9 protein-coding genes are annotated in these 23057 nt (G+C 44.4%); 5 read left to right on the forward strand and 4 right to left on the reverse strand.

Features of this window, described 5'->3' with window-relative positions:
* Window positions 1-25: 25 nt before the first annotated feature.
* Window positions 26-12634: a hypothetical protein gene (locus AC3QLY_RS15835; protein ID WP_492990086.1), complete on the reverse strand. Its 12609-nt coding sequence runs from the start codon at window positions 12632-12634 to the stop codon at window positions 26-28.
* 150 nt (window positions 12635-12784) lie between these two features.
* On the reverse strand, window positions 12785-13303 hold the full coding sequence (locus tag AC3QLY_RS15840) for a T9SS type A sorting domain-containing protein (protein ID WP_074419689.1): 519 nt from the start codon (window positions 13301-13303) through the stop codon (window positions 12785-12787).
* A 253-nt stretch (window positions 13304-13556) separates the two neighbouring features.
* Here AC3QLY_RS15840 and AC3QLY_RS15845 point away from each other — a divergent pair, with 253 nt between their 5' ends.
* The 5 genes from AC3QLY_RS15845 to AC3QLY_RS15865 all read left to right on the forward strand — a co-directional run bounded on the left by AC3QLY_RS15845 (window position 13557) and on the right by AC3QLY_RS15865 (window position 20496).
* Complete coding sequence (locus tag AC3QLY_RS15845) at window positions 13557-15614, forward strand: tetratricopeptide repeat protein (RefSeq protein WP_288072216.1); 2058 nt, start codon at window positions 13557-13559, stop codon at window positions 15612-15614.
* Between the two features lie 65 nt (window positions 15615-15679).
* Window positions 15680-16465, forward strand: a complete 786-nt coding sequence (locus AC3QLY_RS15850; RefSeq protein WP_492990089.1) for a tetratricopeptide repeat protein — start codon at window positions 15680-15682, stop codon at window positions 16463-16465.
* Window positions 16466-16542: 77 nt separating this feature from the next.
* Window positions 16543-18261, forward strand: coding sequence for a hypothetical protein (locus AC3QLY_RS15855; protein ID WP_074419683.1), 1719 nt, complete (start codon window positions 16543-16545; stop codon window positions 18259-18261).
* A 412-nt stretch (window positions 18262-18673) separates the two neighbouring features.
* Entirely contained in the window at window positions 18674-20167 is a 1494-nt protein-coding gene (locus tag AC3QLY_RS15860; protein WP_074419367.1) for an IS1634 family transposase, read from the forward strand.
* A gap of 83 nt (window positions 20168-20250) precedes the next feature.
* Window positions 20251-20496: a hypothetical protein gene (locus AC3QLY_RS15865; protein WP_492990091.1), complete on the forward strand. Its 246-nt coding sequence runs from the start codon at window positions 20251-20253 to the stop codon at window positions 20494-20496.
* A gap of 102 nt (window positions 20497-20598) precedes the next feature.
* Here AC3QLY_RS15865 and AC3QLY_RS15870 read toward each other — a convergent pair whose 3' ends face one another.
* On the reverse strand, window positions 20599-21966 hold the full coding sequence (locus AC3QLY_RS15870; RefSeq protein WP_288072221.1) for a hypothetical protein: 1368 nt from the start codon (window positions 21964-21966) through the stop codon (window positions 20599-20601).
* An 87-nt stretch (window positions 21967-22053) separates the two neighbouring features.
* The gene (locus AC3QLY_RS15875) at window positions 22054-23055 is read right to left on the reverse strand and encodes an STELLO glycosyltransferase family protein (RefSeq protein WP_074419006.1); all 1002 of its coding nucleotides are present in this window, start codon (window positions 23053-23055) and stop codon (window positions 22054-22056) included.
* Between the last annotated feature and the right edge of the window lie 2 nt (window positions 23056-23057).

Here is a 23057-nt window from a genome sequence, read left to right on the forward strand (position 1 = left end):
CAGCAGGTTAAATAATTTTAGTGTTCTATTGAATTACTGTAACATCAAATAATATTTGTGCCCCTCCACCACCAGGCCCAATTCTATTACCATTTTGAGATGCAAAGCAAATCGTCAACACACCATTTGCACTTATTCTACACCAACTTATTATAACGTCATTCCGACCAGTATTTAAGTTATTTCTAGGATTTATCATAACAGTAGCCCCTGGAACGGCATTTGCTAAATTACCAGTTAAAGTAACAGTCACAATTAAATCACCACCAGGACCTCCTGGAATATTCTGATTAGGTATAGAAATTGTACCTTTTATTATCCCATTTAATACTGTACCTGTACCATTCACCCCAATTTTAGCGGTACCATTCACGTCTAAATTAGCTTGTGGGGTAGTAGTTTGTATGCCGACCTGTCCATTAGGATCCACTATACTTAAAGCCGTACCTGCTGAATTTTGCCATTCCTGCAAATTATTGGTTTGTGTGCCATTTGCTTGTATAATCAACCCTTTTCTATCGGTAGTATTCAATATTCTTGTATTGTAATTTCCAATACCACCCTGGAATGTTGGGAAAGTTGCAGTTCCTCGTCCACCTAAGAAATCCATACCCCAATAGGCACCTATTTGCAAGTTACGGCCTCCACCACCCTGCCATACAACATCACCGCCACTACTACCGATTCGAAAATCGCCGGTACCCGCAGAATTTGTAAACAATATTTGAGCAATATTGGTCTGGCTACTCTGTGCATCCACTTGTAAGATACTGGATGCACCAGGCTTAGATATATTAACCGTACCGGCCACATCTAATAAATTAGCCGTATTGGGTGTTCTACCAATACCTATTTGACCAGTAGACAATATTCTCAATCGTTCTAAAGAATTAGTTTTGGCAACAAAATCTACAGCATCTGTAGTACCAATAAAGTTGGTACCTGCGGTAGTACCGGTATTACCGGTTAAATACCAACCATTATTTGGGCCAGTTGGACCAGTAACTCCCGTAGCTCCTGTTTGGCCGGTTGCGCCTGTATTTCCTGTAGCACCCGTTTGACCAGTAGCACCTGTATTTCCTGTTGCACCTGTGTTACCAGTGGCTCCGGTTTGACCAGTGGCTCCTGTAGTTCCTGTTACACCTGTTTGGCCGGTGGCGCCGGTCTGTCCTGTGGTGCCTGTATTTCCGGTGGCGCCTGTATTTCCTGTTACTCCGGTTTGACCAGTCGCTCCTGTATTTCCTGTGGCACCTGTTTGGCCTGTGGCACCTGTTTGGCCTGTGGCTCCGGTTTGGCCTGTGGCTCCGGTCTGTCCAGTGGTGCCTGTTTGACCTGTTGAACCTGTGTTACCTGTTGCTCCAGTTTGGCCAGTGGTGCCTGTGTTACCAGTAGCACCTGTCTGTCCAGTGGTGCCTGTTTGACCTGTTGAACCTGTGTTACCTGTTGCTCCAGTTTGGCCAGTGGCGCCTGTATTTCCGGTGGCGCCTGTTTGGCCAGTGGTGCCTGTGTTACCAGTGGCTCCTGTTTGACCGGTTACTCCTGTGTTACCTGTTACTCCGGTATTTCCTGTGGCACCTGTCTGTCCAGTGGTGCCTGTTTGACCTGTTGAACCTGTGTTACCTGTTGCTCCAGTTTGGCCAGTGGCGCCTGTTTGACCGGTTACTCCTGTGTTACCAGTAGCACCTGTCTGTCCAGTGGCGCCTGTTTGACCGGTTACTCCTGTGTTACCAGTAGCACCTGTCTGTCCAGTGGTGCCTGTTTGGCCGGTGGCTCCGGTTTGACCGGTGGCTCCGGTTTGACCTGTTGAACCTGTGTTACCTGTGGCACCTGTCTGTCCAGTGGTGCCTGTTTGACCTGTTGAACCTGTGTTACCTGTGGCGCCTGTCTGTCCAGTGGTGCCTGTTTGACCTGTTGAACCTGTGTTACCTGTGGCGCCTGTCTGTCCAGTGGTGCCTGTTTGGCCGGTGGCTCCGGTTTGACCGGTTACTCCTGTGTTACCAGTAGCTCCGGTATTTCCGGTTGCGCCGGTTTGACCGGTAGCACCTGTTTGACCGGTGGCGCCGGTATTTCCTGTGGCACCGGTCTGTCCAGTGGTGCCTGTTTGACCTGTTGAACCTGTGTTACCTGTGGCTCCGGTATTTCCTGTGGCACCTGTTTGACCGGTAGCACCTGTATTTCCTGTTTGGCCGGTGGTGCCTGTATTTCCTGTTGTTCCTGTATTTCCTGTTGTTCCTGTGTTACCTGTTGTTCCTGTGTTACCAGTTACACCGGTATTTCCTGTTGCTCCTGTTTGGCCGGTAGCACCTGTTTGACCGGTGGCTCCGGTCTGTCCAGTGGTGCCTGTATTTCCGGTGGCGCCTGTTTGGCCAGTGGTGCCTGTGTTACCAGTGGCGCCTGTTTGGCCGGTAGCACCTGTTTGACCGGTTATTCCTGTATTTCCTGTTGCTCCGGTCTGTCCAGTGGTGCCTGTTTGACCTGTTGAACCTGTGTTACCTGTTGCTCCAGTTTGGCCAGTGGTGCCTGTGTTACCAGTAGCACCTGTCTGTCCAGTGGTGCCTGTTTGACCTGTTGAACCTGTGTTACCTGTTGCTCCAGTTTGGCCAGTGGCGCCTGTATTTCCGGTGGCGCCTGTTTGGCCAGTGGTGCCTGTGTTACCAGTGGCTCCTGTTTGACCGGTTACTCCTGTGTTACCTGTTACTCCGGTATTTCCTGTGGCACCTGTCTGTCCAGTGGTGCCTGTTTGACCTGTTGAACCTGTGTTACCTGTTGCTCCAGTTTGGCCAGTGGCGCCTGTTTGACCGGTTACTCCTGTGTTACCAGTAGCACCTGTCTGTCCAGTGGCGCCTGTTTGACCGGTTACTCCTGTGTTACCAGTAGCACCTGTCTGTCCAGTGGTGCCTGTTTGGCCGGTGGCTCCGGTTTGACCGGTGGCTCCGGTTTGACCTGTTGAACCTGTGTTACCTGTGGCACCTGTCTGTCCAGTGGTGCCTGTTTGACCTGTTGAACCTGTGTTACCTGTGGCGCCTGTCTGTCCAGTGGTGCCTGTTTGACCTGTTGAACCTGTGTTACCTGTGGCGCCTGTCTGTCCAGTGGTGCCTGTTTGGCCGGTGGCTCCGGTTTGACCGGTTACTCCTGTGTTACCAGTAGCTCCGGTATTTCCGGTTGCGCCGGTTTGACCGGTAGCACCTGTTTGACCGGTGGCGCCGGTATTTCCTGTGGCACCGGTCTGTCCAGTGGTGCCTGTTTGACCTGTTGAACCTGTGTTACCTGTGGCTCCGGTATTTCCTGTGGCACCTGTTTGACCGGTAGCACCTGTATTTCCTGTTTGGCCGGTGGTGCCTGTATTTCCTGTTGTTCCTGTATTTCCTGTTGTTCCTGTGTTACCTGTTGTTCCTGTGTTACCAGTTACACCGGTATTTCCTGTTGCTCCTGTTTGGCCGGTAGCACCTGTTTGACCGGTGGCTCCGGTCTGTCCAGTGGTGCCTGTATTTCCGGTGGCGCCTGTTTGGCCAGTGGTGCCTGTGTTACCAGTGGCGCCTGTTTGGCCGGTAGCACCTGTTTGACCGGTTATTCCTGTATTTCCTGTTGCTCCGGTCTGTCCAGTTACTCCGGTTTGGCCGGTGGCTCCTGTATTTCCGGTGGCGCCTGTTTGGCCAGTGGCTCCGGTTTGACCGGTGGCGCCTGTATTTCCTGTTACACCTGTTTGGCCAGTGGCGCCTGTTTGGCCGGTAGCGCCTGTTTGACCGGTTATTCCTGTATTTCCTGTTGCTCCGGTCTGTCCAGTTACTCCGGTTTGGCCGGTGGCGCCTGTATTTCCTGTTACACCTGTTTGGCCAGTTACTCCGGTTTGGCCAGTAGCTCCCGTTTGGCCGGTGGCTCCTGTGTTACCAGTTACACCGGTATTTCCGGTTGCGCCGGTTTGGCCGGTAGCACCTGTTTGACCGGTTATTCCTGTATTTCCTGTTGCTCCGGTCTGTCCAGTGGTGCCTGTTTGACCTGTTGAACCTGTGTTACCTGTTGCTCCTGTGTTACCGGTTATTCCTGTGTTACCTGTTGCTCCTGTGTTACCGGTTATTCCTGTGTTACCTGTTGCTCCTGTGTTACCGGTTATTCCTGTGTTACCTGTTGTTCCTGTGTTACCAGTTACACCGGTATTTCCGGTGGCACCTGTCTGTCCAGTGGTGCCTGTTTGACCTGTTGAACCTGTGTTACCTGTTGCTCCTGTTTGGCCAGTAGCTCCCGTTTGGCCGGTGGCTCCTGTGTTACCAGTGGTGCCTGTTTGGCCGGTGGTGCCTGTGTTACCAGTTGAACCTGTGTTACCAGTAGCTCCTGTATTTCCTGTTACACCTGTCTGTCCAGTGGTGCCTGTTTGACCTGTTGAACCTGTGTTACCTGTTGAACCTGTATTTCCTGTTGCTCCAGTTTGGCCAGTGGCTCCTGTTTGGCCAGTGGCTCCTGTGTTACCAGTCGCACCTGTTTGACCGGTGGCTCCTGTGTTACCTGTTATTCCTGTGTTACCTGTTGCTCCTGTGTTACCTGTTGCTCCTGTGTTACCAGTAGCACCTGTATTTCCTGTGGCTCCAGTTTGGCCTGTGGCTCCGGTTTGACCGGTGGCGCCTGTATTTCCGGTGGCGCCTGTGTTACCTGTTGTTCCTGTGTTACCTGTTGTTCCTGTGTTACCTGTTATTCCTGTGTTACCTGTGGCTCCGGTCTGTCCAGTGGTGCCTGTTATTCCTGTGTTACCAGTAGCTCCGGTTTGGCCTGTTACTCCGGTATTTCCTGTTGCACCTGTCTGTCCAGTGGTGCCTGTTTGACCGGTAGCACCTGTATTTCCTGTTTGGCCGGTGGTGCCTGTGTTACCGGTGGTGCCTGTGTTTCCTGTTACTCCGGTTTGACCGGTTACTCCTGTGTTACCAGTAGCTCCTGTATTTCCGGTGGTGCCTGTATTTCCTGTTTGGCCGGTGGTGCCTGTATTTCCTGTTGTTCCTGTATTTCCTGTTGTTCCTGTGTTACCGGTTACTCCTGTGTTACCAGTAGCTCCGGTTTGACCAGTGGTGCCTGTTTGACCTGTTGAACCTGTGTTACCTGTTGCTCCAGTTTGGCCAGTGGCGCCTGTTTGGCCAGTGGCGCCTGTTTGGCCAGTGGCGCCTGTTTGGCCAGTGGCGCCTGTATTTCCTGTGGCTCCGGTTTGGCCTGTTGCTCCTGTGTTACCAGTGGTGCCTGTTTGGCCGGTGGTGCCTGTGTTACCAGTTGAACCTGTGTTACCAGTTGAACCTGTGTTACCAGTTGAACCTGTGTTACCAGTTGAACCTGTGTTACCAGTAGCTCCTGTATTTCCTGTTACACCTGTCTGTCCAGTGGTGCCTGTTTGACCTGTTGAACCTGTGTTACCTGTTGTTCCTGTGTTACCTGTTACACCGGTATTTCCGGTTGCGCCGGTATTTCCTGTGGCACCTGTCTGGCCGGTGGTGCCTGTTGTTCCTGTGGCTCCAGTTTGGCCTGTTGCGCCGGTTTGACCGGTTATTCCTGTATTTCCTGTTGCTCCTGTCTGTCCAGTGGTGCCTGTTTGACCGGTTACACCGGTATTTCCTGTCGCTCCTGTAGTTCCTGTTACACCTGTTTGGCCAGTTACTCCGGTTTGGCCAGTAGCTCCCGTTTGGCCGGTGGCTCCTGTGTTACCAGTGGTGCCTGTTTGGCCGGTGGTGCCTGTGTTACCAGTTGAACCTGTGTTACCAGTTGAACCTGTATTTCCTGTTACACCTGTCTGTCCAGTGGTGCCTGTTTGACCTGTTGAACCTGTGTTACCTGTTGAACCTGTATTTCCTGTTGCTCCAGTTTGGCCAGTGGCGCCTGTTTGGCCAGTGGCTCCTGTTTGACCGGTTACTCCTGTGTTACCAGTCGCACCTGTTTGACCGGTGGCTCCTGTGTTACCAGTGGTGCCTGTTTGGCCGGTGGTGCCTGTGTTACCAGTTGAACCTGTATTTCCTGTTACTCCGGTTTGACCTGTTACTCCTGTGTTACCTGTTATTCCTGTGTTACCTGTTGCTCCTGTGTTACCTGTTGCTCCTGTGTTACCTGTTGCTCCTGTATTTCCTGTGGCTCCAGTTTGGCCTGTTGCTCCGGTTTGACCGGTCGCTCCTGTGTTACCTGTGGCGCCTGTGTTACCAGTGGCTCCAGTTTGGCCTGTTGCGCCGGTATTTCCTGTGGCACCTGTTTGACCGGTAGCACCTGTATTTCCTGTTACTCCGGTTTGACCAGTCGCTCCTGTATTTCCCGTTACTCCGGTATTTCCTGTGGCACCAGTTTGACCGGTTACTCCTGTGTTACCTGTGGCGCCTGTATTTCCTGTTGTTCCTGTGTTACCTGTTGTTCCTGTGTTACCTGTTGTTCCTGTGTTACCTGTTGTTCCTGTGTTACCTGTTGTTCCTGTGTTACCTGTTGTTCCTGTGTTACCTGTTGTTCCTGTGTTACCGGTTATTCCTGTGTTACCGGTTATTCCTGTGTTACCTGTTGCTCCTGTGTTACCGGTTATTCCTGTGTTACCGGTTGCTCCTGTGTTACCGGTTGCTCCGGTATTTCCTGTGGCTCCGGTTTGGCCTGTGGCGCCTGTTTGACCGGTGGCGCCGGTTTGACCTGTTACTCCGGTATTTCCTGTGGCACCTGTCTGTCCAGTGGTGCCTGTTTGGCCGGTGGCTCCGGTTTGACCGGTTACTCCTGTGTTACCAGTAGCTCCTGTATTTCCGGTGGTGCCTGTATTTCCTGTTTGGCCGGTGGTGCCTGTGTTACCAGTTGAACCTGTGTTACCAGTAGCTCCTGTGTTACCTGTTGCTCCTGTGTTACCTGTTGCTCCTGTGTTACCTGTTGCTCCTGTGTTACCTGTTGCTCCTGTGTTACCTGTTGCTCCGGTATTTCCGGTTGCGCCGGTATTTCCTGTGTTACCTGTTGCTCCGGTATTTCCTGTTGCACCTGTGTTACCGGTTACTCCTGTGTTACCAGTGGCTCCAGTTTGGCCTGTTGCGCCGGTATTTCCTGTGGCACCTGTTTGACCGGTAGCACCTGTATTTCCTGTTTGGCCGGTGGTGCCTGTGTTTCCTGTTACTCCGGTTTGACCAGTCGCTCCTGTATTTCCCGTTACTCCGGTATTTCCTGTGGCACCGGTTTGACCGGTTACTCCTGTGTTACCTGTGGCGCCTGTATTTCCTGTTGTTCCTGTGTTACCTGTTGTTCCTGTGTTACCTGTTGTTCCTGTGTTACCGGTTATTCCTGTGTTACCGGTTATTCCTGTGTTACCTGTTGCTCCTGTGTTACCGGTTATTCCTGTGTTACCTGTTGCTCCTGTGTTACCGGTTGCTCCGGTATTTCCTGTGGCACCTGTCTGTCCAGTGGTGCCTGTTTGACCTGTTGAACCTGTGTTACCTGTTGTTCCTGTGTTACCGGTTACACCGGTATTTCCGGTTGCGCCGGTATTTCCTGTGGCACCTGTCTGGCCGGTGGTGCCTGTTGTTCCTGTGGCTCCAGTTTGGCCTGTTGCGCCGGTTTGACCGGTTATTCCTGTATTTCCTGTTGCTCCTGTCTGTCCAGTGGTGCCTGTTTGACCGGTTACACCGGTATTTCCTGTCGCTCCTGTAGTTCCTGTTACACCTGTTTGGCCAGTTACTCCGGTTTGGCCAGTAGCTCCCGTTTGGCCGGTGGCTCCTGTGTTACCAGTGGTGCCTGTTTGGCCGGTGGTGCCTGTGTTACCAGTTGAACCTGTGTTACCAGTTGAACCTGTATTTCCTGTTACACCTGTCTGTCCAGTGGTGCCTGTTTGACCTGTTGAACCTGTGTTACCAGTGGTGCCTGTTTGGCCGGTGGCTCCGGTTTGACCGGTGGCGCCTGTATTTCCGGTGGTGCCTGTATTTCCTGTTACACCTGTTTGACCAGTGGTGCCTGTTTGACCAGTGGCTCCTGTAGTTCCTGTTGCTCCGGTTTGACCGGTCACTCCTGTATTTCCTGTTACTCCGGTTTGGCCAGTTACTCCGGTTTGACCTGTTACACCGGTATTTCCTGTCGCTCCGGTTTGTCCAGTAGCGCCTGTATTTCCTGTGGCACCAGTTTGGCCGGTGGCTCCGGTTTGACCGGTCGCTCCTGTGTTACCAGTAGCACCTGTCTGTCCAGTGGTGCCTGTTTGACCAGTGGCTCCTGTAGTTCCTGTTACACCTGTTTGGCCGGTGGCGCCGGTCTGTCCAGTGGTGCCTGTTTGACCTGTTGAACCTGTGTTACCTGTTGCTCCAGTTTGGCCAGTGGCACCTGTTTGACCGGTTACTCCTGTGTTACCTGTTATTCCTGTGTTACCTGTTGCTCCGGTATTTCCGGTGGCGCCGGTTTGGCCTGTGGCTCCTGTTTGACCTGTTACTCCTGTGTTACCTGTTGCTCCGGTTTGACCGGTGGATCCGGTATTTCCTGTTTGGCCGGTGGTGCCTGTTGTTCCTGTGGCACCAGTTTGGCCGGTGGCTCCTGTTTGACCTGTTACTCCGGTTTGGCCGGTGGCTCCGGTTTGGCCTGTGGCGCCGGTCTGTCCAGTGGTGCCTGTTTGACCTGTTACACCGGTATTTCCTGTCGCTCCGGTTTGTCCAGTAGCGCCTGTATTTCCTGTTGTTCCGGTTTGGCCTGTTACTCCTGTTTGACCTGTTACTCCGGTATTTCCGGTGGCGCCTGTCTGACCGGTAGCACCTGTATTTCCTGTTTGGCCGGTGGTGCCTGTGTTACCGGTTGTTCCTGTATTTCCGGTTGTTCCTGTGTTACCTGTTATTCCTGTGTTACCTGTTGCTCCTGTGTTACCTGTGGCTCCGGTATTTCCTGTGGCTCCGGTTTGACCGGTTACTCCTGTGTTACCTGTTATTCCTGTGTTACCTGTTGCTCCTGTGTTACCTGTGGCTCCGGTATTTCCTGTGGCTCCGGTTTGACCGGTTACTCCTGTGTTACCTGTTATTCCTGTGTTACCTGTTGCTCCGGTATTTCCTGTGGCTCCGGTTTGACCGGTAGCACCTGTATTTCCTGTTTGGCCGGTGGTGCCTGTGTTACCGGTGGTGCCTGTATTTCCTGTGGCTCCGGTTTGACCGGTTACTCCTGTGTTACCAGTGGCTCCGGTTTGACCGGTTACTCCTGTGTTACCAGTGGCTCCAGTTTGGCCGGTTACTCCTGTGTTACCTGTGGCTCCAGTTTGGCCAGTGGCACCTGTTTGACCGGTTACTCCTGTGTTACCTGTGGCTCCCGTATTTCCTGTAGCACCCGTTTGACCAGTCGCTCCTGTATTTCCTGTGGCTCCAGTTTGACCTGTTACTCCGGTTTGGCCAGTGGTGCCTGTAGTTCCTGTTGCTCCGGTTTGACCGGTCACTCCTGTATTTCCTGTTACTCCTGTGTTACCAGTAGCACCTGTCTGTCCAGTGGTGCCTGTTTGACCGGTTACTCCTGTGTTACCTGTGGCACCTGTCTGTCCAGTGGTGCCTGTTTGACCTGTTGAACCTGTGTTACCTGTTGCTCCAGTTTGGCCTGTAGCGCCTGTATTTCCTGTTACTCCGGTTTGGCCTGTTACTCCGGTTTGACCGGTTACTCCTGTGTTACCAGTAGCACCTGTCTGTCCAGTAGCACCTGTCTGTCCAGTAGCACCTGTCTGTCCAGTGGCTCCGGTTTGACCAGTCGCTCCTGTATTTCCTGTGGCACCTGTGTTACCGGTTACTCCTGTGTTACCTGTTATTCCTGTGTTACCTGTTGCTCCTGTATTTCCGGTGGCTCCTGTGTTACCGGTTGTTCCTGTGTTACCGGTTGTTCCTGTGTTACCGGTTGTTCCGGTTTGACCTGTTGCTCCGGTTTGACCAGTCGCTCCTGTATTTCCTGTGGCGCCTGTCTGTCCTGTGGCACCAGTTTGGCCGGTGGCTCCTGTCTGTCCAGTGGTGCCTGTATTTCCGGTGGCTCCGGTTTGACCTGTTACTCCTGTGTTACCTGTTACTCCTGTGTTACCTGTTACTCCGGTATTTCCTGTTGCTCCGGTTTGACCTGTTATTCCTGTGTTACCAGTAGCTCCTGTATTTCCGGTGGTGCCTGTGTTACCTGTTGAACCTGTGTTACCAGTAGCTCCTGTATTTCCTGTCGCTCCGGTCTGACCTGTTGCTCCGGTATTTCCGGTGGTGCCTGTGTTACCTGTTGAACCTGTGTTACCAGTAGCTCCTGTATTTCCTGTCGCTCCGGTCTGACCTGTTGCTCCGGTATTTCCGGTGGTGCCTGTGTTACCTGTTGAACCTGTGTTACCAGTAGCTCCTGTATTTCCTGTCGCTCCAGTCTGACCTGTTGCTCCGGTATTTCCTGTTGCTCCGGTTTGACCAGTCGCTCCTGTATTTCCTGTGGCACCTGTGTTACCGGTTACTCCTGTGTTACCTGTTATTCCTGTGTTACCTGTTGCTCCTGTGTTACCGGTTACTCCTGTGTTACCAGTAGCTCCGGTTTGACCAGTGGTGCCTGTTTGGCCAGTGGTGCCTGTTTGACCAGTGGCTCCTGTAGTTCCTGTTACACCTGTTTGGCCGGTGGCGCCGGTCTGTCCAGTGGTGCCTGTATTTCCGGTGGTGCCTGTATTTCCTGTAGCACCGGTTTGACCAGTCGCTCCTGTATTTCCTGTTGCACCTGTGTTACCGGTTACTCCTGTGTTACCTGTTATTCCTGTGTTACCTGTTGCTCCTGTGTTACCTGTTACTCCGGTATTTCCGGTGGCTCCGGTATTTCCGGTGGCTCCGGTTTGACCGGTCACTCCTGTATTTCCTGTTACTCCTGTGTTACCGGTTGTTCCGGTTTGACCTGTTGCTCCGGTTTGACCAGTCGCTCCTGTATTTCCTGTGGCGCCTGTCTGTCCTGTGGCTCCGGTTTGACCGGTTACTCCTGTGTTACCTGTTATTCCTGTGTTACCAGTAGCTCCGGTTTGACCAGTGGTGCCTGTTTGACCAGTGGCTCCGGTTTGACCGGTTACTCCTGTGTTACCTGTGGCTCCGGTTTGACCGGTTACTCCTGTGTTACCAGTAGCTCCGGTTTGACCAGTGGTGCCTGTTTGACCAGTGGCTCCTGTAGTTCCTGTTGCTCCGGTATTTCCTGTTACACCTGTTTGGCCGGTGGCTCCTGTTTGGCCAGTGGCGCCTGTGTTACCTGTGGCGCCTGTTTGGCCGGTGGCGCCTGTTTGGCCGGTGGCGCCGGTTTGGCCAGTAGCGCCGGTTTGACCAGTGGTGCCTGTTTGACCAGTGGCTCCGGTTTGACCTGTTACTCCTGTGTTACCTGTGGCTCCGGTTTGACCGGTTACTCCTGTGTTACCAGTAGCGCCGGTTTGACCGGTTACTCCTGTGTTACCTGTGGCTCCGGTTTGACCGGTTACTCCTGTGTTACCAGTAGCTCCGGTTTGACCAGTGGTGCCTGTTTGACCAGTGGCTCCGGTTTGACCGGTTACTCCTGTGTTACCTGTTGCTCCGGTTTGACCGGTTACTCCTGTGTTACCTGTTATTCCTGTGTTACCTGTTGCGCCGGTATTTCCGGTTGCGCCGGTTTGACCTGTTACTCCGGTATTTCCTGTTGCTCCAGTATTTCCTGTTGCTCCGGTTTGACCAGTGGTGCCTGTTTGACCAGTGGCTCCTGTAGTTCCTGTTGCTCCGGTATTTCCTGTTGCGCCGGTTTGACCTGTTACTCCTGTGTTACCTGTTATTCCTGTGTTACCTGTTATTCCGGTATTTCCTGTGGCACCTGTCTGTCCAGTGGTGCCTGTCTGTCCAGTGGTGCCTGTTTGGCCGGTGGTACCTGTTTGGCCGGTGGCTCCGGTTTGACCGGTTACTCCGGTATTTCCTGTGGCTCCGGTTTGACCTGTTATTCCTGTGTTACCTGTTGCTCCGGTATTTCCTGTTACACCTGTTTGGCCGGTGGCTCCGGTTTGGCCAGTGGCGCCTGTGTTACCTGTGGCGCCTGTTTGGCCGGTGGCTCCGGTTTGGCCAGTAGCGCCGGTTTGACCAGTGGGCCCGCTAGATCCTTTTAAAGATGCCCCAGAATTTATCCAGGCACCTGCATTTTTGGTATAAACATTTCCATTGGTTATATCTACATAACTATCCCCATTAAACCCCAATGAAGGAACAGGCATTCCTGAACCGGTTAACACATTCGCACCTGGTGTACCGGTGGTTCCTGTAGCACCGGTGGCCCCGGTTGCACCAGTAGGCCCTTTGGGAGAGTTTAAGGCATACAAGGCATAAGGCACACTCAGCATTTCTGAGGCGCCCATATTCACATAACCTTGTCCTAAATCTATTTCTGTTTGGATGTATTGTTGTAATGGATTGGCCCAATTGATGTCCGCAAATTTGGCACTGGTGGTCGGTGTTCCCCTTCCAATGTCTAAATAAAACAGGCCATATTGATTGGTAGTAACAGTTTGTGTTTCCTGGTATTCCAAGGTACGGTTGGGACTGGTTCCCAACAATATACTGATACGTACATTGATTTGCTGGTTACTAAGCAAAGCACCATTTAAACCCCGGGCAACAGCTTGGTATTTAAAGGATTGGGGTTGTGCATAGGATACAGATACAAAGCCTGCCAATAAGAATAAGGTTAGTAAAGTCCATTTCACACAATCAAGATATTATTGTAGGTTGTATGCGCAATCTACGGTTAAATTCCTATTAACAATTTACTTCACGAAAATAATCATATTAAAAAGTTAAACGTTCAAGTAGGAATAAAATTACATGGTCGAAAAAATTCACCCGAATGGCTTATTTTACAGACGCATTAACTTCAATTCCCCACGGAAATTTTTATCGCTTCTTATTCTGATAAAATAAAAAGCCCTTACTAAATTAGTTACATCCAAATCAACATAAAAGAAATTATGATTAAAATACTCTACAGTAGTGGTTTGTAACACCCTTCCTAAGGCATCAATAATATCAATTGTATAAATTCCATTAGGTACATCCCTAAAACCTAATTTGACTTTCCCATCAATGGTTGGATTGGGAAATAAAACAAAATAGTTACTAAAATCACGATATATATTCTCTTGTATTTCAGGATCGGGTTGCTGAAAACCGGCTGTTATGGCTTTTCCCTGAAATAGATTGGGAAATAAATCAGCTACCGGCTCGCCTACGGTAAAGGAGATAGAAACGCTGCCCTGATCGGTATATCCACCGGCGGTAGCAACTACCTGACGTTGAATAGATTGCGCAGATACAGTAGTAGAAACAGCCAAAATAACTGCGATTATTGCTACAAAATAGTGTAGATTTATATACATTCATGTAGTTATTTAACTACAAAAATAATAATAATTTTGTAAGTACAAAAAAGTTACAGTAACTACACTAAATTTATTTTAATTGTTAGGTAAGATTGTTAACGCTATGAGCTGATATTTTTGAATATCGTTACAAAAGCTGTTAAAAATTTTGAAAAGAATATTGAAATTTACCATGAATAAAATTGAATCATTATATATATTTACATATTATCCATTCAAATGGCAGCAACCCTGTAAACTATTTATTTATATGAAGGAACACAAGCATGTATACCTGCTTTTATCCATTGTAATGCTCACAACGCTGGTGTATTGGAATCATTTTCAGAATGATTTCCATTTTGATGATTCACACACTATTTTAAACAATGTTTACGTCCGCAGTTTAAAAAACGCCCCCTCTTTTTTTACGGATGGTACTACATTTAGTTCCCTGCCACAAAATCAGTCGTACCGCCCATTGGTAAGTTTATCGTTAGCCATTGATTATTGGTTAGCCGATGGCTACCATCCCTTTTGGTTTCAGATGGATGATTTTATTGTTTTTCTGCTGCAGGGCATACTAATGTTTTATTTTATCTGGCAGTTATTTGAATTAGTGCAGCCCAATCCACAAAAAAATTACTGGCTGGCGGCTTTTGGTATAGCCTGGTATATGCTTCATCCCGCTAATGCAGAAACCATTAATTATATTATTGCCCGCAGCGATTTACAATCTACCTTATTTGTGGTATTGGCCTTTGTAGTGTACCAGTATTTTCCAAAATACAGAAAAAAATACCTGTACCTGCTGCCGGTTATTCTGGGTTCATTGGCAAAACCAACAACCATAATGTTTGCACCAATTTTTTTTATTTATCTTCTTTATTTCGAATACCGGTTAAGTATAGGGCAATTATTTCAAAAAAAATACAGTAGTGAAATCAGGCAACTTACCAAACAGGTAATTCCGGCATTTTTTGTATGTGGATTCATGTATGGGTTCATTGATTGGATGACGCCCCCCACCTGGGTACCCGGAGGCACTTCTGCCATACAATACCTGCTTACACAACCCTATATTATTGCCCATTATTTCGGAATATTTTTTGTGCCCGTACATTTAAGTGCAGATACCGACTGGGGATTATTATCCGGTATTACTGACCCCCGTTTTTTTGCAGGATTGCTATTTGTATTGGCATTGGTACTCATTGCCATGATTACCTCTATGTACAAAAACTGGCGGCCGGTTAGTTTTGGTATTATCTGGTTTTTTCTGGCATTAATTCCAACATCCAGTATTTTTCCTTTGGCAGAAGTATTGAACTACCATCGTATTTTCTTTCCTTATATTGGTTTAATGATTAGCGTGGTATGGACCCTGGGCAGGGTATTAACCCCAGTAAAAATCTGGTTCCAACAAAAAGCATTACCCTATACAGCAACATTAGCTATTCTTGCAATGCTTTTTTTATCTGTATATGCTTATGGCACCATACAACGCAATGCAGTTTGGCATACAGAAGAAAGCCTTTGGAAAAATGTAACAGAAAACAGTTCCGCAAATGGCCGCGGCCTCATGAATTATGGCTTAACCCAAATGGCAAAAGGCGATTATGCAACGGCAGAGCAATATTTTATAGAAGCCCTGCATTTATTACCCAATTACCATGCTTTGCAAATTAATTTGGGTATTATAAATGACATAAAGGGTGATACAACCGCAGCAGCCGTTTATTTTAAAAGAGCATTGGCTTTAGGCCCTGCCTATCCGGAGAGCTGGTTTTTTTATGGCAGGTTTTTAATAAATCATCAACAATATGCAGCAGCCATTCCCTATTTTGTTAAAACAATTGAATTGTCGCCGGCACATATGGACGCCCGAACACTGCTGATGAAAGCCTACAGTGAAACTGCCCAATGGACATTGCTGAAAGATTTGGCCAATAATACCTTAACTATTTTACCCGATAATGCAACGGCAAAAGAATATTTGGTAATGGCATTAGCGCAAAAAAGTGGCTTGGCCATGCAGGAAGCACAAATAGACCAACAACCAGATGCGGGTAAATATTTAGACCTTAGCTTGGGCTATTACCAAAAAGGAGATTATATAAGCTGTATCAGAGCCGCAGAAAAGGCATTACAGTTAAAACCCAATTATCCGGAAGCGCTCAATAACATTGGCTCGGCTTATATTGGGCTGCACCAATATAATAAGGCCATTGAACCACTTCAAAAAGCAATTGCTTTAAAGCCCAACTTTCAACTGGCAATTAATAATTTGCAATTAGCCAACAAATTTATTCAATCACCAAAAAAATAGCCACCCACTCAATACTTTTATATATTAGATCAAATGCATCACATAACTTATAAAAAACTTAAATTATGACAGAAAATACATCCAATTTACAACCAGAGGAGAAAGAATTGAAACCTGCAGTAAAAAAATTATTAATCATTGCAGGCGTTGTTATTGTATTAAGTATTCCATTGGTTATTCTATTTTCCAGTGCACCCAAAAATAAAAACAATATAGCAGTTGAAAAAAAAGATACTGATATAGCTGCATTAGAACAATTAGCAAACAGCAATCCAACCTCTGCCAATGTTATTGCATTATCTGTGGCTTACATAAACAATAATATGCCCGGAAAAGCTGTAAAACCTTTAACCGATTTAATTAAAAAAGATCCTAAAAATGCTACCGCCTACAACAATTTAGGTGTGGCCAACATTCTATTAAAAAATTATCAAACCGGTATTGAGGCCTGTACAAAAGCCATTCAGATTGATACCAGTTTTCAATTGGCAAAAAACAATTTAAAATGGGGTTTAGATGAAAAGAACAAAGCCCTGAATTCCATTGAGGCCATGCAGGCTATTACGCTTGAAAAAAGAGATGCAGGTTATTTTGTACAATTAGGTTTATTGTATTTACAGGTAGGAAATTATGAAAAAAGTATGGCCACCTGGCAGTTAGGCATAGATAAATTTCCGGAAAATAAAGCTGTTTATTACAACAATATTGGTACCGCAATGGTATTAAAAAAAGATTATGATAAAGCAATTGAAATGTTTAATAAAGCATTAGCTGCCGACCCATCCAATCAATTAGTAAAAAACAACATTAACTGGGCACAACAGGAAAAAAAAGATAATGCACCACAATAGCAGTTCAATAATAAGTGTATATCATGTATATCATTTAAAGTACCAATATTCCCGGTATTTTTTTCATTTTTATCACCATGCCATACATCAAAAACAATTTAGTAATCATACTGCTCACTTTTGTATGCATCGCAGCGGGCAGCTATCTGTCATTTGAATACATTAATCAGCCTTTGGCAGGAACAGATGATGCAAATATCTTGTTTGTATATGCCAGAAATTTTACTACTGGTGCCGGTATTGTTTACAATGTGGGGGGCGAACATGTAGAAGGTTTTACCTGTTTGTTATATTTTTTTATTTGCAGTGCATGTTATTTGTTTAGCCCCAATCCCGAAGCATATATTTTTCTTGTTAACCTGTTTTTAGCTTTTGGGAGCATTGTGTTGTTAATGCAATCGATAGCAACAATTGCCATAAAGCTAAGTTTTAAAAAAATCAATACCTTGTTTTTGCAGGCAGGTTTGTTACTCTGGCTTTTCAGTAACCCGCTGTATTTTACATGGAATATTGTATCGCTGATGGATAGTGGCTTATATAGTTTTATAATTATAGCAGCGTTCAGTTATTTGATTCATTTAGCATTAACTGATGCCATTGATGAAAAGAAGATGGCCATTTGGTTAGCCCTGCTCATTGTTGCAATTATTTTAACCAGGCCGGAAGGCATTGTTTGGTGTATTTTGTTTATTGTATTGTATGCATTTATTTATTACCAAAAGAATAAATCTTTTTATCAGTTAACAGCATTATTAACCTGGCCTGTTATGGCATATTTTGGCAGTTTTCTATTATTAACCCTGTTTAGGATACTTTATTTTGGTTATCCACTACCCAATACCTTTTATGCAAAAGTTTCTGCTTCTATTACACAAACCATTGGTGATGGCGCTCAATATTTTTGGAACTTTTTACACTTATATGGCTTTCAATTGATTCCATTTTTAGTAATTGATATGGTATGGATAGGCTATCAATTTATTCGAGGAAGTAAAAATAATAAATTTTTAACATGTATAATTATCTTTATATTTAGTATAACCGGTCTGCTTATTCCCATTTTAGAAGGCGCCGATCATTTTAGAGGATTTAGGATGTACCAACCCATTTATCCATTATTATATTTCATTTATATTAGTCCTGTATTTATTTTATCGCAGTTATCCTCCTTTAAAAAAATAGCTGCATACATGGGGGTATTGGGAGTAGCAATTTTTATTTTTGCAATATATGATTGGAATAAGTTTAAAAATAGCCAGCAATTTTCAAATTCATACAACAATTACCAATTCTCTATTTTTAATGAATTTTATATAGCCGCTAATGAGCGAGAGAATGGCCGGCATTTATCTGTTATTTTTGAAAATCGTTTACCAAGCATTGGTTACGGCTCTGCCGGAGGCATTGCCTATGGATACAAAGGCAATGTGTATGATATGATGGGTTTGAATAATACACTTATGGCACATGCAGATGCCATAAAGGAAGGTCCTAAAGGACATGAATCTTTTAATAAAAATGTATTCTATGATTTATCGCCTGACATATTGATGGCACAAACACCCAAGCCAACAAATGTAAATTTGCAGGCAGTTGACAATTATTATACCGACAGAAAGAGTTGGGATAATTTAATTTTTAAAGATCTATTCAATGATATGATGTTTAGAGACAAATATCAGTTGGCGGCTGTTATCAACCTGCAATATCCTGAATATTGTTGTGTGGGTTATTACAGAAAAGATTATTTGCAACAACTGATGATGCATCCAAATTTTAAAATAATGATTCATTAACCCATCCTATAAAAAGAATGAATAGATAAAAATAAATGAATGAATGGATGACAGTTATATTCAGATCAGAACAATAGGAGTACAGAAAAAATACACACCAACTTATTTATTTTTCTTGAAAAATGATTGTATAATGAGGCTTATCATCACAATAAACATAACAACAACAGGTATTACCCTGTTGAATCGGATTAATAATAGCAAATTATTTGTAATTAATTTGCCATGCAATAAGAAATAGAGATTGGGTAAATCAATAATCACCGCTGAAACAAATAGCAAAGGAATCCATTTTTTATAAAAAACATTTCTTTCCTGACTTGTCCGCCTTTCCATAATCCAAACAAATAGTTTCTGATAATCAACTACTTATGATACTTTTTATCTATTTTGACCGCACTAACCAGGTCAAATGCTACACATTAGAATTGTAAAAACAAAGGGAAATTCTCGTTCTGTACAAGTTTATCATTATCAAAACAGTAAACGGGTTATCATCAAACATATTGGTTCAGGAACTACTAACGAAGAAATATTTGCCCTGGAAGAAATGGCCAGGCTATTTATTGCTGATTATACCAAACAATTATATCTATTTGAAGATTCCAAACCTGGCGAGGAGGCAGTATTGGTTAGTCAATGTGAATTCATAGGGATTTACCTTACTTATTTGTACGATGTATTGAGAGCCGTGCAGCACCAAATTGGTTATACTTTAGAAGCGGATGCTTTGTTGAATGATTTTGTAGTGATTCGAATCGTTGAGCCTGGTTCCAAACTTCGTTCTATTGAGTTAATAGAATCTTATTTTGGCATTAAACACCGCAGGCAACAGTTTTATGAATCAGCACATAAATGGCTTGTTTTAAAGGAAAGAATAGAGAAAAAAACGCTTGATTTTGCCAGAAAACAATATGGATTTGATTTTTCTTTATTGTTCTATGATGTTACGACCCTGTATTTCGAAACATTTACGGAGGACGAACTTCGCAAGAATGGATTTTCTAAAGACAACAAGTCGCAACAACCACAAATTGTGGTGGCACTCATGGTTACACCCGAAGGCTTTCCTGTAAGTTATGAGGTGTTTTCAGGTAATACATTTGAGGGTCATACGTTGATTCCTGTCATTAAATCTTTTATCAAAAAACATAAAGTAGAAAACTTTACGGTCGTTGCTGATGCAGCCATGATAAGTACCGAAAATGTGGAGGCATTGAGAGTAGAAAAAATCAACTATATAGTAGGTGCAAGGCTAGGTAATGTGTCGGCCCACTTGTTGGAAACAATAGATGCGAAACTTCCAAAAATAGATGGGAGCGTGATTCGGCTTAAAACAGAAAATGGCTATCTAATTTGTAGCTTCTCTAAAAAGCGCTATAATAAAGATAAATTTGAGATGAACAGGCAAATAGAGAGAGCAAAATTGATGCTGACTCAACCCTCAAAAATGAAGAGGGTAAAATACCTCAAATCAGGCGATAGTAATATGATGCTGAACGAAAAGCTTATTGAAAAAACCACAAAGCTACTGGGGATTAAAGGATATTATACAGACATTAAAGAAGCTGTTGCCGATAATGCAACCATAATAAGTCGCTATCATGATTTATATAAAGTAGAACAAGCATTTAGGGTCTCAAAAAACGATTTACAAACTCGCCCAATTTTCCATTTTAAAGAAGAGCCCATACAATTACATATACTTATTTGCTTTATGGCATTAGCTATATCAAAACATATTGAAATAACAGCAACATTGTCCATAAGAGCATTTTTAACCCATTGTAAAAAGATCACAGATGCCCGATTAATAAATAAAATAACCAAAAAAGAAATAAGAATGAGAGCTCATGTGCCGAATCATCTACAAGAAATTATCACAAAAATTCTTAGACCGCACTAAATCGGACAAGTCAGGAGGAAGGTCCTAAAGGACATGAATCTTTTAATAAAAATGTATTCTATGATTTATCGCCTGACATATTGATGGCACAAACACCCAAGCCAACAAATGTAAATTTGCAGGCAGTTGACAATTATTATACCGACAGAAAGAGTTGGGATAATTTAATTTTTAAAGATCTATTCAATGATATGATGTTTAGAGACAAATATCAGTTGGCGGCTGTTATCAACCTGCAATATCCTGAATATTGTTGTGTGGGTTATTACAGAAAAGATTATTTGCAACAACTGATGATGCATCCAAATTTTAAAATAATGATTCATTAACCCATCCTATAAAAAGAATGAATAGATAAAAATAAATGAATGAATGGATGACAGTTATATTCAGATCAGAACAATAGGAGTACAGAAAAAATACACACCAACTTATTTATTTTTCTTGAAAAATGATTGTATAATGAGGCTTATCATCACAATAAACATAACAACAACAGGTATTACCCTGTTGAATCGGATTAATAATAGCAAATTATTTGTAATTAATTTGCCATGCAATAAGAAATAGAGATTGGGTAAATCAATAATCACCGCTGAAACAAATAGCAAAGGAATCCATTTTTTATAAAAAACATTTCTTTCATATAAAACAGGAAATAACGCCAAAACGGGTGCAACAGAAGCATATTGATACTCCCACACTGTATTATAACTCAGAAAAAAAGTGAATGTAATGGCCATTAATAACAATAAGGCAGTTTGAAATTTCATTTGTCTGTTTGATATAAATGGGACCAAAAAGGATAACAATATAGTAAGATATATAGGCAATTTATACCAAGCTGCATTCAATGGGTAGCCCAATAAAGTATCTATAAATACGGGAAAAGAAAATACATCTACATGCATTAACCTGTAATCGCTTTGTGCAATCAAATTCAGCCAGTGAATACTGTTGTCCTTCATGTATGCATTCAACACAAAATGATTTTGGTAAATGTTCATGTTGTTTTTTATGAATCCAAAATCAGTTGCCACTTTCAGCAGTTTTTCCAAACCAATTCCTTCCGGATTTAATACGGGAACAACGATAAATAGAAAAGAAACCACAGCATAAATACCTAAGCAAACAAGCGTAGTTTTTTGGGTTTGTTTCAGCAACAATAACAATGGGAGCATTAGTAAAACAATGGGTTTTGTAAAAAAAGAAATCAATAAACCCGCCATCAGATAACGATTCGCCTGTTGAATATTTGTATCAGTTAGTTCTGTAAAAGAAAAAGTATCTATTGCCAAAAAAATAAATGTTAATGCCAATATTAATGGCGCATGCATATTTCCTACATAAAACATCCAGAAAGTAGGAAAACCAAATAACATGAGCAACCAGGCCAATCTTTTTGACAAAAAGGAAGCCGCTCTTTCAGCTACTAACCAAGCAGCAAACAGCATCAGTAAAAAAGAAAAACCAACAAACAACCAGTAACTTGTCCAGGGTGCAAAAAATGCAAACCAACTACACACCAATACCCCAAAAGCAGGATGCCCCAAATACCAGGTTGCATAAGGGCCATAAGGTACTCCACCCCAAGTATCGAACATACTGATTCCTGCTTTTAAATTTAAAAAAGTTTTGGGCAAAGCAAAATAGTCAATACCCTGTACCTGCAGATTCGCAGCATCATAAAAGAATGCATTGAGCCAACCGGTTTTTAATGAAGCCAGCATTATTATACACCATACAATGGTAATAACAGGTAAATAAAGAACCAAAGTATTTTTTAACTTAGTATTCATGTATGGGTTATTTTACAATCTTTGCTTTACAAAATTGATACGTCCTGCTGTATCCTAAAATTGCTTTTAATAAGCATCAAGCTAATTTCACCGCAATGCCTGCAACCAGGCCTCCAATAATGGCATTTCCTGTTCACCAACCAATTGCAGTTGAATCAAAGCATCATAACATTTTTTCAAGTTATCGCCTAAATGAGCTTTGCTGCTTTTTAATTGTAACCCATCTAATGTTTGCTTTATTTGTTCATTGTGCAGGTAACCGGGTATTTCCTCTTCAAAGTCGCGCATTAAGTTATGTACATTACGTTTCTGCCACACCGTTGGTGAATAAAACAGCAGGTGCCAGTTGTTTTCCCAGGCAATGCGCTGGGCAATAAAACTGCGCCATATATCTGTCATTCTAAAACTGCAATAAGAAGGTAAATACAATAACGGGAAAGCTTCTGCATACCAAACCGTATTCTGGCTGTTAAAAGGACACCAGGAATGTTTACCCAATGCAATTTGTTTATTGGCATCAAAGGTAATCCGCACATCACTCACCAACCGGTATACCGCATCTACATCGGGATTATCGTTGACCAAACCCTGTTGAATGGGTGCTGTAATGGTTTGCGGAACAGCTTGCTGGAAGCCGGCAGGTGTATCTAAAATACGATCTAACGGCAGCCCTCGTGGCCATATCTTTTTATCGGTAAAATGTTGATATACATTTACCCAATTACCCGTAGCCTCATAAACGGGCTGTGTGGTTTGCAGCGGAAAAAAATTGAAAAAATGTTCCGTACCAAAATTATCATCATCTGTTTCTATGATAACGGTACTGCCCTGCTGCATGGCCAGTAAATAACCAATATTTTTTCGGGCATAATGTTTTACAGGTAACAATGCAGCAAAGAGTTCATTTACCTGCTTTTGTTGTTCTATAGATAAAAATTGGCAGTCTTCAATAAAAAAATCATTGGGCGATTTGGTATCACCAATTACAATATAGTCTACATTATGTTGTTTACATAATACAGCATAGCTTTTCAGCACTTCATTGGGGGCTGCTATTGAGGTAATGACCAGACTAATTTTTTGTTGCATGA

The sequence above is a fragment of the Hydrotalea sp. GW822-HT8A01 genome, from assembly GCF_058798575.1.

Excerpts from the sequence above, each read along its gene's own strand:
- AC3QLY_RS15850 (WP_492990089.1), top strand. The coding sequence starts at position 15,680 with ATGACAGAAAATACATCCAATTTACAACCAGAGGAGAAAGAATTGAAA.
- AC3QLY_RS15840 (WP_074419689.1), bottom strand. The coding sequence starts at position 13,303 with ATGTATATAAATCTACACTATTTTGTAGCAATAATCGCAGTTATTTTG.
- AC3QLY_RS15855 (WP_074419683.1), top strand. The coding sequence starts at position 16,543 with ATGCCATACATCAAAAACAATTTAGTAATCATACTGCTCACTTTTGTA.
- AC3QLY_RS15870 (WP_288072221.1), bottom strand. The coding sequence starts at position 21,966 with ATGAATACTAAGTTAAAAAATACTTTGGTTCTTTATTTACCTGTTATT.
- AC3QLY_RS15865 (WP_492990091.1), top strand. The coding sequence starts at position 20,251 with ATGGCACAAACACCCAAGCCAACAAATGTAAATTTGCAGGCAGTTGAC.
- AC3QLY_RS15860 (WP_074419367.1), top strand. The coding sequence starts at position 18,674 with ATGCTACACATTAGAATTGTAAAAACAAAGGGAAATTCTCGTTCTGTA.
- AC3QLY_RS15875 (WP_074419006.1), bottom strand. The coding sequence starts at position 23,055 with ATGCAACAAAAAATTAGTCTGGTCATTACCTCAATAGCAGCCCCCAAT.
- AC3QLY_RS15845 (WP_288072216.1), top strand. The coding sequence starts at position 13,557 with ATGAAGGAACACAAGCATGTATACCTGCTTTTATCCATTGTAATGCTC.